Origin of the sequence: Cobetia sp. 3AK (assembly GCF_029846335.1) — a bacterium.
Classification (GTDB): Bacteria; Pseudomonadota; Gammaproteobacteria; order Pseudomonadales; family Halomonadaceae; genus Cobetia; species Cobetia marina.
This window is the reverse complement of record NZ_JARWKR010000008.1, coordinates 152805-164177: the sequence shown is the minus strand read 5'-3', so window position 1 is coordinate 164177 and position 11373 is coordinate 152805. Positions and strand designations below refer to the sequence as shown.

The 11373-nt window shown below is 61.4% G+C and carries 12 protein-coding genes; 11 read left to right on the top strand and 1 reads right to left on the bottom strand.

Going from position 1 to position 11373, the window contains the following annotated elements; genetic code table 11:
• Positions 1-194: 194 nt before the first annotated feature.
• From dctP to QD228_RS12970, 6 genes are all read left to right on the top strand, one after another.
• On the top strand, positions 195-1286 hold the full coding sequence (gene dctP / locus QD228_RS12995) for a TRAP transporter substrate-binding protein DctP (protein WP_077376697.1): 1092 nt from the start codon (positions 195-197) through the stop codon (positions 1284-1286).
• Positions 1287-1424: 138 nt separating this feature from the next.
• Positions 1425-1967 (top strand): TRAP transporter small permease subunit, encoded by a 543-nt coding sequence (locus QD228_RS12990; protein WP_084208754.1) that lies wholly within the window; start codon positions 1425-1427, stop codon positions 1965-1967.
• Positions 1964-3292 (top strand): TRAP transporter large permease subunit, encoded by a 1329-nt coding sequence (locus QD228_RS12985; RefSeq protein ID WP_136937865.1) that lies wholly within the window; start codon positions 1964-1966, stop codon positions 3290-3292. The genes QD228_RS12990 and QD228_RS12985 overlap by 4 nt, the downstream gene beginning before the upstream one ends.
• Positions 3293-3537: 245 nt before the next feature.
• Entirely contained in the window at positions 3538-4377 is an 840-nt protein-coding gene (locus QD228_RS12980) for a sulfite exporter TauE/SafE family protein (protein ID WP_054556070.1), read from the top strand.
• Between the two features lie 79 nt (positions 4378-4456).
• Complete coding sequence (locus tag QD228_RS12975) at positions 4457-6157, top strand: gamma-glutamyltransferase family protein (protein ID WP_279875786.1); 1701 nt, start codon at positions 4457-4459, stop codon at positions 6155-6157.
• A gap of 286 nt (positions 6158-6443) precedes the next feature.
• Entirely contained in the window at positions 6444-7502 is a 1059-nt protein-coding gene (locus tag QD228_RS12970; RefSeq protein ID WP_279875785.1) for a type II asparaginase, read from the top strand.
• A 97-nt stretch (positions 7503-7599) separates the two neighbouring features.
• On the opposite strand, the gene QD228_RS12965 is transcribed toward QD228_RS12970, so the two are convergent.
• Positions 7600-8262, bottom strand: coding sequence for an NAD(P)H-dependent oxidoreductase (locus tag QD228_RS12965; RefSeq protein ID WP_279875784.1), 663 nt, complete (start codon positions 8260-8262; stop codon positions 7600-7602).
• 675 nt (positions 8263-8937) lie between these two features.
• Between QD228_RS12965 and QD228_RS12960 the strand changes: the two genes are divergently transcribed.
• The 5 genes from QD228_RS12960 (at position 8938) to QD228_RS12940 (ending at position 11367) form a co-directional block, all read left to right on the top strand.
• On the top strand, positions 8938-9657 hold the full coding sequence (locus tag QD228_RS12960) for a hypothetical protein (RefSeq protein ID WP_279875783.1): 720 nt from the start codon (positions 8938-8940) through the stop codon (positions 9655-9657).
• 197 nt (positions 9658-9854) lie between these two features.
• Entirely contained in the window at positions 9855-10274 is a 420-nt protein-coding gene (locus QD228_RS12955; RefSeq protein WP_279875782.1) for a hypothetical protein, read from the top strand.
• 25 nt (positions 10275-10299) lie between these two features.
• The gene (locus QD228_RS12950; RefSeq protein ID WP_279875781.1) at positions 10300-10509 is read left to right on the top strand and encodes a hypothetical protein; all 210 of its coding nucleotides are present in this window, start codon (positions 10300-10302) and stop codon (positions 10507-10509) included.
• A 2-nt stretch (positions 10510-10511) separates the two neighbouring features.
• A complete protein-coding gene (sodN, locus tag QD228_RS12945) occupies positions 10512-11012 on the top strand; it encodes a superoxide dismutase, Ni (protein ID WP_176493247.1) in 501 nt (166 codons plus the stop codon).
• Between the two features lie 58 nt (positions 11013-11070).
• Entirely contained in the window at positions 11071-11367 is a 297-nt protein-coding gene (locus QD228_RS12940; protein WP_279875780.1) for a S24 family peptidase, read from the top strand.
• Positions 11368-11373 lie beyond the last annotated feature (6 nt).

Below are 11373 nucleotides of genomic sequence, written 5' to 3'. Positions count from 1 at the left end.
CTCGTAGCGCGATGACAAATGACAGCCTCAAAACTGACAAATGAAAGACATCGCTACTCAAGAGCATGCAGAAACACCGACACAACAAGATCGCTGACCTCGATGTCAGCACGCCGTACAGGCTCCCCTTGCCGCATCCGCACATCCACCGCCGCAGGGGCACTACTGGTCATCCGTCCGCAGGAGAACCTCCCATGACATTCGATCGTCGCAAGTTCCTGGGTGCCGCTCTGGCAACCTCAACCGCTGGACTCGTGATGGGTGCGCCCGCCATCGTGCGCGCGGAATCCAGCAAGACCTATCAATGGAAGATGACCAATGCCTACGGCCCGGGATCGCCCTTCTATGTCGAGGGCCCCGGTAGCCCGACCGACTTCTGCCGCAAGGTGGAAGCCATGTCGGGCGGGCGCATGAAGATCCAGCACTTCGCGGCCGGTGAGCTGATACCGGCACTGGAAGGCTTCAATGCCGTCGCCAGTGGCGTGGTGGAGATGAACGCCGGCAATGCCTATTTCTGGGCCGGCAAGATTCCCGCTGCCCAGTACTTCACTACCGTCCCCTTCGGCATGAATACCCAGGGCATGAATGCCTGGCTGTATCACGGTGGCGGCCTGGAGCTATGGCATGAGCTGTACGCCCCCAAGGGACTGATCGCCTTCCCGATGGGCAATACCGGCGTGCAGATGACCGGCTGGTTCCGCAAGCCGATCAACACGGTGGAGGACTTGAAAGGCCTGAAGATGCGTATCCCGGGGCTTGCCGGCAAGGTCTATGCCGAGCTGGGCGTCGCCGTGCGCCTGTTGCCGGGCGGCGAAATATTCCCGGCGCTGGAGCGCGGTGTCATCGATGCCGCCGAATTCGTCGGCCCCTATCAGGACCGCCGTCTGGGGCTTCAGAAGGCTGCCAAGTACTACTACACCACCGGCTGGCACGAGCCGACCAACGTGACCGAGCTGATGATCAACAAGGCCGCCTGGGAGAGTCTGCCGGAAGACCTGCAGGCCATCGTCAAGGCCGCCGCTCAGGCGTGCAATGTCGAGAGCCAGGCCTGGTGTGAGTCGGTGAACGCCGAAGCGCTCAATGATCTGGTGGAAAACGAGGGCGTCACCGCTCAGCCGTTGCCCGATTCCGTGGTGGCGCGCCTGAAGGAAGTCACCGAGAAGACGCTGACCGACATGGCGGCTGCCGATCCGGATACCGCACGTGTGCACGAGTCGTTCATGGCCTTCCGCGATCAACACAAGGAATGGGCCGCCGTCAGCGAGAAGACCTTCCTGGCACTCTGACGGCTGACATCGAACCTCCCCCGTCGCGGTACCTGTGGCTCACGCCCCCAGTGCCAGAACGGATCACCGCTGGTGTCATCCCTGCTCCCCCTGTCTACGCCACGGCCTGTCCCGTCGTGGCGTTCGTGAGGTCATGTCATGCTGCATGTCATCCACTGTCTCGAGGGCATCATCGAGCGGCTGGGCATCATTGCCCGTTACTCGCTGTTGGCACTCGTGGTGCTGGTCGCCAGTAACGTGCTGTTGCGTTACTTCTTCAGCATCAGTCCCGTGCCACTCCAGGAATTCGAGTGGCACCTGATTTCCCCCATCGCGCTGCTGGGCATTTCCTATGCCCTCAAGCATCGCGCCGACGTTCGCGTCGATGTCTTCTATGATCGATTTTCCCCCAAGGGGCGTGCGCTGGTGGATCTGCTCGGCGCACTGATGACCATCGCCATCGGCACGGCCATTGCCTGGCTCGGCCTGAGCTATACCGAGCAGTCGTATCAGCTGATGGAAGGCTCACCCGACCCCGGCGGCCTGCCCTATCGCTACCTGCTCAAGGCCTTCATCCCCATCGGTTTCGCCGCGCTTGCCCTGCAGGGCGTGGCGGATTGCCTGCGCGCCTTGCTGACATTGACGAACCGCATGCCCGACGCCTCTTCCACCACGTCATCCAACACCAAGGTGCCTTCATGAGTCCGAATGAGTGGATTGCCCTCAGCATGATCGGCGGCTTCCTGATCCTGATGCTGATCGGGATTCCGGTCGCGATCTCATTGGCGGTGGCCGGTTTCGTGGCGGGTCTGGCAGGCTTCGGCCCGCTGCTGTTCAGCCTGATGCCGGCACGTCTCTATGGTGTGGTCACCAATTACACGTTGCTGGCGATACCGCTGTTCGTGTTCATGGGGGTCATGCTCGAGAAATCGCGGGTCGCCGAGGACATGCTCGAGACCATCGGGCGCGCCATGGGTGGCGTGAACGGCGGCATGGGCATCGCGATCATTCTGGTCGGCGTACTGATGGGCGCCTCCACCGGGATCGTCGGTGCGACTGTGGTCACCGTCGGCATGCTGACATTGCCGACCCTGCTGCGCCGCGGCTATCACCCGGGCGTGGCCTCGGCCACCATCTGCGCCTCAGGCACCCTGGGGCAGATCATTCCGCCGAGCCTCGTGTTGATCCTGCTGTCGGAGATTCTCGGCGAATCCGTCGGTACCCTGTTCGCCGCCGCCTTCGTGCCGGGCCTGGCGATTGCGGTCATCTACATCGTTTACCTGCTGGTGCTGGGCTGGTGGAAGCCGGAACTCGTCCCGGCCATTCCAGAAGAGGAGCGCGCCGCCGCTGGCGGCATGAAGGAATTGCTGAGGGATCTGGCGCGCAGCGTGATTCCGCCGCTGATGCTGGTCTTCGCGGTACTGGGCTCGATTCTGGGTGGCGTGGCCGCCCCCACCGAGGCGGCCTCGATGGGCGCACTGGGCAGTCTCGTGATCGCACTGCTGGCGCGGCGCCTCGACTTCCCGATGCTCAAGGCTTGCCTGCACTCGACCCTGACCATCACCGCCATGGTCTATTTCATCCTGTTGTGCGCGCAGCCGTTCTCACTGGCCTTCCGCGGCCTTGGCGGCGAGAACATGGTGCATGACCTGTTCAATCTGCTGCCGGGGGGAGAACTGGGCGCTCTCATCTTCCTGATGGTGATACTGTTCGTGCTCGGCTTTTTCCTGGAGTGGATCGAGATCAGCTATATCGCACTGCCGATGTTCCTGCCGGTCTTCATCGGCTATGGCACCGACATGGTATGGCTGGGCGTACTGGTGGCGATGAATCTGCAGATGTCATTCCTGACGCCTCCCTTCGGCTGGGCATTGTTCTTCCTCAAGGGGGTCGCGCCACCGGAAGTCACGACACGCCACCTGTATCTCGGCGTACTCCCCTTCGTGGGACTGCAGGCCATGGCCGTCGTGCTGCTGTTCTGCTTCCCGGGTCTTGCCACCTGGCTGCCGGACGCCATCGGTTGGTAACCCGGTCACGATGGCCAGCCTGACAGGCGACTTGACGCCACCAACGGGGCCTGGCCATCACAAGGGCATTGAAAAGATAATTCAGCAACGCGTAATGTCTTGGCTCGCCAACCCGCTCGCACCCCCTCGGAGACAGCGCGAGAGAAAGCGCTCCAGGGAGATGCCTCGACTGCCGATGTCGTCTGTCGGCAACTTTCACCAGCAATGAATGACCCCGCGCCATACGGGTACTACAAGGAAACACCATGGAACTGTTCTCAGCCTATCCACTGCACTGGATTCTCGGTCTGATCGCCGCACTCATCGTCACCGGCATGATTGCCGGCGTGATGGCCGGCTTGCTGGGGGTCGGCGGCGGTATCGTCATCGTGCCCGTGCTCTTTCACCTCTTCAGCCTGCTGGGTGTCGATGAGGCGGTCCGCATGCACCAGGCGGTCGGCACCTCGCTTGCGACCATCATTCCCACCTCGATCATGTCGGCCAGGGCCCACTACGCCAAGGGCAATCTTGACCCGGCGATACTCAAGCGTCTGCTGCCGGGGGTGATCATCGGCGTCATCATCGGCGGCCTGCTGTCCAACCTGTTCAGCGGCGCGGTCCTGATGGGGCTGTTCGCCACCGTCGCCTTCCTCGTGGCGCTCAACATGTTCCGTCGTCAGTCCACCGTGCTGGGCACTGGCCTGCCGGGCCCGCTGGGCAGTGGTGCGCTGGGTACCTTCATCGGTGGCGTCTCGACCCTGATGGGCATCGGCGGCGGCACCCTGAGCGTGCCGACCCTCAGCACCCTGGGCACTCCGATGCACCTGGCCGTGGGCACGGGCGCAGCGCTCGGGCTGGTGATCAGCCTGCCGGGCACCGCCAGCTTCCTGCTCAATGGCATCGGGGAGCCGAACCTGCTGCCGGGCTCCATCGGCTACGTCAATCTGCTCGGTTTCGCCGCCATCGTGCCGGCGACCATGCTGTGTGCGCCGATCGGTGCCAAGCTGGCCCATGCGATGGATGCCGCCAAGCTCAAGAAGGTCTTCGCCATCTTCCTGATGTTCACGGCACTGCGCATGTTCTACGACCTGTTCACCGGCAGCTGATCTCCGCCCTCAGCGCAATGACAACGGCGCAATAGCAACGGCGCAATAACAACAACGACATTCACAGGAGCAAGACGCCATGATGCATACCCGACGAGGATTCGGCGGAGCCTGCGCTGCCCCCCATCATCTGGCAGCAGAGGCCGGCCGTGACATCCTGCGTGACGGCGGCAATGCCATCGAGGCGATGGTCGCGATGGCCGCGACCATCGCCGTGGTCTATCCGCACATGAATGGTATCGGCGGTGATGGCTTCTGGCTGATCAAGCGACCCGGTCTCGCCCCCATCGCGATCGATGCCTGTGGGCCGGCCGCGGCGCTGGCCAGCCGAGAGTTCTACGCCGCGCAAGGCTACGGTGTGGCCGATGACGAGACAGGCGCTCCCCTGGTGAATGGCGACAGCATCCCCACCCGTGGGCCGCTGTCCGCCTTGACGGTGGCCGGGACCATCGGCGGCTGGCAGGAGGCACTGGCCTTCTCGGCAGACACCTCCGACGCCGAGCGCGCGCCGTTGCCACTCGCGACGCTGTTGCGCCAGGCCATCCGCCATGCCAATGACGGGGTCGCGGTCAGCGCCAGCCAGCAAGCCTTGAGCGAGAAGCACCTGGCCGTGCTGTCACGGCAACCCGGGTTTGCGCAGCGCTATCTGGGTCAGAGCGAGTCAGGGGAGCCGATGGCGCTCGAGGAAGGCGCCCGCCTGCGTCAGCCGGCGCTTGCCATGACCCTCGCCCGCCTGGCGGATGCCGGGCTGGACGATTTCTACCGAGGCGAGCTGGCGGCGCACATGGCGCAGGAACTGCAATCCGCCGGCAGTCCGCTGCGCCTGGAGGACCTCAACGGCTATCGCGCCCAACGCGTCACGCCGCTCAAGGTGCGTCTGCGCGACAGTGAGGTATACAACCTGCCCGCCCCGACCCAGGGTCTGGCGACATTGATGATTCTGGGGCTTTACGATGAATTGAGCGCCAGGCACGGCATCAGCGAAGCGGAGGGCAATACACCGCGTCACCTGCATGCGCTGATCGAGGCCACCAAACGCGCCTTCCTGGTGCGCGACAGCCTGATCACCTCACCAGACTGCCTCGAGGGCGGGCTGGAAAGCGGCATCGCGACGCAACAGGTACATCTTTCACAGGATGCCCTGACTCAGCAGGCGGCAATGATCGACATGCAGGCCGCCCTGGAATGGCCCCACGAGCCCGCCGAGGGCGACACCATCTGGATGGGCGCCACGGACAGCGAGGGCACTACCGTCAGCTTCATCCAGAGCGTCTACTGGGAGTTCGGCAGTGGCATGGTACTGCCGAGCAGTGGCGTGATGTGGCAGAACCGCGGGCTGGCGTTCGATCTGGCGCCCGACAGACTGCGCAGCCTGGCGCCGGGCCGCAAGCCCTTCCACACCCTCAATCCCTCACTGGCGTGTTTCGATGATGGCCGCGTGATGGCCTTCGGCACCATGGGGGGGGAAGGTCAGCCACAGACTCAGGCGGCTGTCTTCACGCGCATCGCCCGCCACGGCATGTCATTGCAGGCCGCGATCAGTGCTCCACGCTGGCTGCTGGGTCGCACCTGGGGCGATGTCAGCACCAGCCTCAAGCTCGAATCGCGCCTTGAGGGTGACGTGGCGGAGGCACTCAGGGAGCTGGGGCATGAAGTAGAGGTGCTGGAAGACGCCTACAGCGATACGCTGGGTCACGCCGGCGCGGTGATGCGTCACCCCGATGGCCAGGTCGAGGCGGCGCACGATCCGCGCAGTGATGGTGGTGCGGCGCTGACCTGATGAAATCCGGCCAACTCAGCGTCACGAGCTGGCCGGGATGTTGCTGCCCAGATTGATGCTGGCAATAGTACGGTTCACCCCCCTCCCTCCCCCCGTCAGACCCCGGGGGGGGGCAGGGATGAGACCTCGTCATGACATTAAACTTTCCTTATTCATGATTGAGGAAACCATGAGGCAAACCGCCTGCCTCTGCACAGACGCATCGGATGTTCATTGGCCAGCACGGTATCGACAGGCCATTGGCATCGATAACTCCGACAACAACGACAAAGAGCGACCCACCACAATGACCACAGCTTCCTTCATGACTCCTCGCCGCCTTGTAGCTGCCATCTCGATCGCCGCCTGTTCTCTGGCCCATGGCATTCAGGCCAATGCGGCGGATCACCCGGGCGTCAAGATCTACGCGACCGGCGGCACGATAGCGGGCAGTTCAGCCTCCTCCACGGACACCACCAACTACAAATCCGGCAGCATCGGCGTGCAGGCACTGCTGGATGCCGTACCGGAACTGGCAGACGTGGCAGAGGTGACGGGCGAGCAGATCGCCAATACCGGCAGCAGCAACATCGATCAGGAAATCCTGCTAAAGCTGTCGAAATCGATCAATGAGGCGCTGGCCACCGATGCCACACATGGCGTGGTGATCACGCATGGGACCGATACGCTGGAGGAGACCGGCTTCTTCCTGGATCTCACGGTCGAAAGCGACAAACCGGTGGTGATGGTGGGTGCCATGCGTCCGGCGACCGCCATCAGTGCCGATGGCCCCTTCAATCTGCTGGAGGCGGTCACGTTGGCCGCCGATGAAGGCGCGGAGGGTCGTGGGGCGATGATCGTGCTCAACGACCGCATCGGTTCGGCGTATTACACCACCAAGACCAATGCCATCATGATGGATACCTTCAAGGCAACCGAGCAGGGCTATCTGGGTGCCTTCATCAGCGGCAAGCCGCACTTCTACTACACACCGGCGACCCCGACCGACAAGCCACACTTTGACGTGACGTCCCTCGATGGCCTGCCAAAGGTCGATATCATCTACGCCCATCAGGACATGGACCCGGCGCTGTTCACCGCTGCACTCGACAATGGCGCCAAGGGTATCGTGATAGCCGGCAGCGGCAATGGCTCCATTCCGGACACTCTGAAGCCATTGGTGAAGCAGGCGATGGAAGAGGGTCTGCCAGTCGTTCGCAGCACGCGTACCGGCAACGGCATCGTGACGGCCAAGGAAGAAGGTATCGGCAGCGGCGCACTCAATCCTCAGAAAGCGCGCATTCTGCTCTCGCTGGCGCTGACCGAAACCGATGACATGAACACCTTGCGCGCCTACTTCGAGTAAGCCATCCGCCAGATGGCATGACGCGGCGTGAGAGTGACCCGCAAAGCAACAAGGGACTGCCACGGCAGTCCCTTGTTGCTTTTCCACACTCAGTGATTCATTCAGGCGCGTTGCGCTGCGAGGGGCTGCGCGTGAACGCGCCGGGGCGTTTTTCACCCTCTTCACTCTCGTGATAGCGCTTGGCCGCATTCGCCCACCAGGCAAGTTGTTCGAAGGCCCGCTCGAGATAGCCGCTCCATTTCTGGGCATCTTGAGTCTCGGTGTAGCTGCCGTCCTCATCGAGCACGTCCTGGGCCCGGGGCACGTGGATCATCGCCGAGACCGGCAGACAGCCCAGCTCCGAGAGGAAGGTGCGCATGTTGACCGCCGCCCGAACGCCGCCCCACTGGCCTGCGGAATAGGTCGCGATCACCGACGGCTTGTAGGAGTAGAGCGAGCTGCCGAAGTGATTCAGGAGATTGGCCAACGCCGGACTCATGGAATGGTTGTACTCGGGGCTGACCATCACATAGCCATCCGCCGACTCTATTTCCTGGGCGAGATTGAGCAAGTCCTGCGGGGCATTGCGTTGTGCATAGGAAAACAGCGGCTTGAAGGGGGCCGAGAGATCGTAATCCAGGGGGTCGATCAACACCGCTTCATGACCACTTTCCTCAAGCTTGGCCATGCAACATCTGGCGACCCGCTCTCCCAGACGTGCGGGGGATGGGGGGGAACTTGTCCGAACTGACCCCATAAAGACCAGAATCTTGAGCGCCATTGTCAACTCCTTCAAGTGTGTCATGTAAGGTGATTCTGGCAGCGCATCACCCCTGAATCACGCATTCCCACCATGCTCCATTGCCATCTCGGCCGATTGGCAGATTGACCGCAACCCCCTTGGTGGCATCTCGTGAGCGGAAGCGACACATCAGACTCGATGTCTTCGCCATTTTGGCCCGTCACCCAGGGCTAACCTCGCGAACTCGTGATCCCTTTCGACGAATTCCTCAATAAAAAACGATACGCCATATCACCGTTTCCTCAGCACATCTCCGCCAGCAATGAGCCTTGGGTAGCGTTATGGCATATTCGAGGTTGCGCCATTTCCTTGCTGACGATGGACGACGATCCCCCCGCCACTGGCAAGGCGGAAAGATGGCTCACGATGGATGACCGCGTTCGACGAACCACCCAGAATCATGCCATCAACCCAATTTTCGCGACATTTTTGCCAATGATATCGCCAAATATCCGACCATGCCCTCTTCGCGCTTCAGTCCTGGCGTGATCCCGCAGGGCAAAGTCTCGCGCAGACCGACATCCGGCTTCCCCCATCATGAACCTGTCATGGCGACGCAACAAACATGCACTAAAACTAATAAAGTGCTAGCTTTACCATCCCACAAGCATGAGATATCTCATCCACCTCAGGAAACGAGGAGTCAGCAAGGGAATGAAAGACAGTCACGACGTCGCCGTCATCACGAAGTTCACCTCTTCTTTCACGCATCAGACCCATCGAGAGACGGTGTCATTCTTCGGTCGTCGCCATCCACTCTTCCAGCAGGTCCTCAAGCTGCGTGACCAACACCATGGTGTCGCCAAGGCATATCTCAAGAAGCACACGGACCACGATGACGTGATCGACAGCAACAGTCAGCATATCTGCCTGATGGACACACAGCACGATACCTTGCTGGGCAGCATTCGCATCACACCTGGCGGTCTCGAGTCGCGCACCCTCTTTGACGACAGTGATGTCGTTTCCATCCCAGAAGGTGCCATCTATGAATTCAGCCGTCTGGTGATGGCCCCGGAGGCCAAACGTTTCGCCCATGGCAATCTGTTGATGGCTGCAGCGGCACGCCATGTGAAATCCAGAAATGGTGATGGAATTCTGGCGTTGTGCAAGCGCGCCAACATGAAGATCTTCAAGCGCTTCGGTCTGTTGCCGCTTCACGATGCCACGCTAAGGACAGACAAGCATCTGGGAGAGCTCTACATGGTCTACGCCAGCATGGAGACCATCATGCACACGGCCAGACAGCGCTATGCCTCAGCCCCGACAGCGCCGCTGACACCTGAATGTCCGACACCCTCTGCCTCACCCGGGTCTGATGGCGGCAGCGACCGTCTTCCCCAATCGTCCCCGGCGACTGCCAGTCGTCAATGAGCCCTCCCATTCAAGCTCGGTGCTGCGCTGACATCACCTGCCTGGCCCTGCCAGCCTGAGACGTATCACAGGACGTCTCTGACGGATTCTCCCTGAGCCCTTGCAGCAGTCGAGGTATTGCACCATCATTGAATGATAATGATTATCATAATCATGAAGATTGGCATGCTGACGACACCTGGTCACAGGAGGGCCTCATGGACCAATGGAAGCGTGAAACCCGCTCAGGCAATGCGTTGTTCGAACAGGGCGACTACGTCATGGCAGAGCAGCACTATCTCAGTGCCTGCCACCTGGCAGACATCTTTCTGATGCCCGGTGCAGACCCGGATGGCGGCGTCGCGGCACTGGTCGTGAGCTACCAGAATCTGGCGGAGCTCTATCGCGCCCAGGGCCAGCACTCTCAAGCAATGCACGCCCTGCAGGCTGCCCATGCGCGCCTGTCCCACGCGCTCTCCGCCCCGGGTCTTTGCCATGCCCATCAACAAGCCCTGTTACGCGGCAGCGGCCAGGTACGCATGGAGATCATGAACACCGTGCAATGGCTCGGCGTTACCGCGCGACGGACTCACCAGGCGAACCCCGCGGGACACTCCCCGACGCGGGTTCATCACTGACTCTCACCCTCACAGGAGATACGGCATGAAGAAAATCCTCACCGCGAGTGGACTGCTGCTGTTGACCGCCGCCAATACGGCACTGGCCCACCCGGGACATGACCACAGTGACTGGAGCAGCCCCCTCGTTCACACCCTGTTCTATGGCGCCATCGCAGCCGTCATCGGTACCGCGTTCTTCGTCATTCGTCAGTCGCGTCACAAACGTCAGACCACTCAGCAAAAGGAGGATTGAACATGCTTCATGCCCTGCTCCGCACCGTTGACCGACTGGTCTCACTCCCTGCGGCCTCCGCGCACTGTGATATTCCCTGCAAGATCTATGACCCGTCCGCTGCGCAGATCGCCGCACTCAGCGTGATCCGCTTCATGGACCTCATCAATGAGCTGGGCCAGAAGGACAGCCTGACGCTGGCAGACCAGGCCTTGCTCGCCCGTCTGGTGGAGCAGAAGGAAAGCCACGCCGAGAAAGCCAAGCATGAGATCCGCATCATCTGGGGCGACTACATCAAGCAGCCGCAGCGTGACGCCTATCCGGACATCGATGCACTGGTCCACAGCATCATGCTGGCCGGCTCTGCCTGCAAACAGGGCATCGAGCGCGACAAGGGCGAGAAACTGCTGACCCTCATCAATGAATTCGCCGCGGCGTTCTGGGATACCAAGGGACTCACCACCTTTACCGCCACCTGCCCGTATCCGCCGTCTGAAACTGTCGTCTATCCGAAGCTGGACTGATTCAGCGACATGATGCGCCAAAGAACTGATGAAGAGTGAATTGATCAAGAGTGAACGGATGCCCATCGGACTCTATCGCGTCAATGGCATCAGCATGTCTCCCGGCCTTGCGCCGGGAGATTATGTCGTCACGCTGAAACGCTGGAGATCGCGCTATCGCGTCGGGGATGTCGTGGTGGCACGGCACCCCCACTTCGGCCGCATCATCAAGCGCATCCGTGAGATACAACCAGACGGCATGCTATGGCTGGAAGGCACCCATCCGGACAGTACCTCTACTGAAAGGATGGGCTTGCTGTCTTGTCGGCGGGTCAAAGGGCGAGTGATCCATACCTTCTCTCAAGACAATACGTGAGCCTTT

Excerpts from the sequence above, each read along its gene's own strand:
- dctP (WP_077376697.1), top strand. The coding sequence starts at position 195 with ATGACATTCGATCGTCGCAAGTTCCTGGGTGCCGCTCTGGCAACCTCA.
- QD228_RS12990 (WP_084208754.1), top strand. The coding sequence starts at position 1,425 with ATGCTGCATGTCATCCACTGTCTCGAGGGCATCATCGAGCGGCTGGGC.
- QD228_RS12985 (WP_136937865.1), top strand. The coding sequence starts at position 1,964 with ATGAGTCCGAATGAGTGGATTGCCCTCAGCATGATCGGCGGCTTCCTG.
- QD228_RS12980 (WP_054556070.1), top strand. The coding sequence starts at position 3,538 with ATGGAACTGTTCTCAGCCTATCCACTGCACTGGATTCTCGGTCTGATC.
- QD228_RS12975 (WP_279875786.1), top strand. The coding sequence starts at position 4,457 with ATGATGCATACCCGACGAGGATTCGGCGGAGCCTGCGCTGCCCCCCAT.
- QD228_RS12970 (WP_279875785.1), top strand. The coding sequence starts at position 6,444 with ATGACCACAGCTTCCTTCATGACTCCTCGCCGCCTTGTAGCTGCCATC.
- QD228_RS12965 (WP_279875784.1), bottom strand. The coding sequence starts at position 8,262 with ATGGCGCTCAAGATTCTGGTCTTTATGGGGTCAGTTCGGACAAGTTCC.
- QD228_RS12960 (WP_279875783.1), top strand. The coding sequence starts at position 8,938 with ATGAAAGACAGTCACGACGTCGCCGTCATCACGAAGTTCACCTCTTCT.
- QD228_RS12955 (WP_279875782.1), top strand. The coding sequence starts at position 9,855 with ATGGACCAATGGAAGCGTGAAACCCGCTCAGGCAATGCGTTGTTCGAA.
- QD228_RS12950 (WP_279875781.1), top strand. The coding sequence starts at position 10,300 with ATGAAGAAAATCCTCACCGCGAGTGGACTGCTGCTGTTGACCGCCGCC.
- sodN (WP_176493247.1), top strand. The coding sequence starts at position 10,512 with ATGCTTCATGCCCTGCTCCGCACCGTTGACCGACTGGTCTCACTCCCT.
- QD228_RS12940 (WP_279875780.1), top strand. The coding sequence starts at position 11,071 with ATGCCCATCGGACTCTATCGCGTCAATGGCATCAGCATGTCTCCCGGC.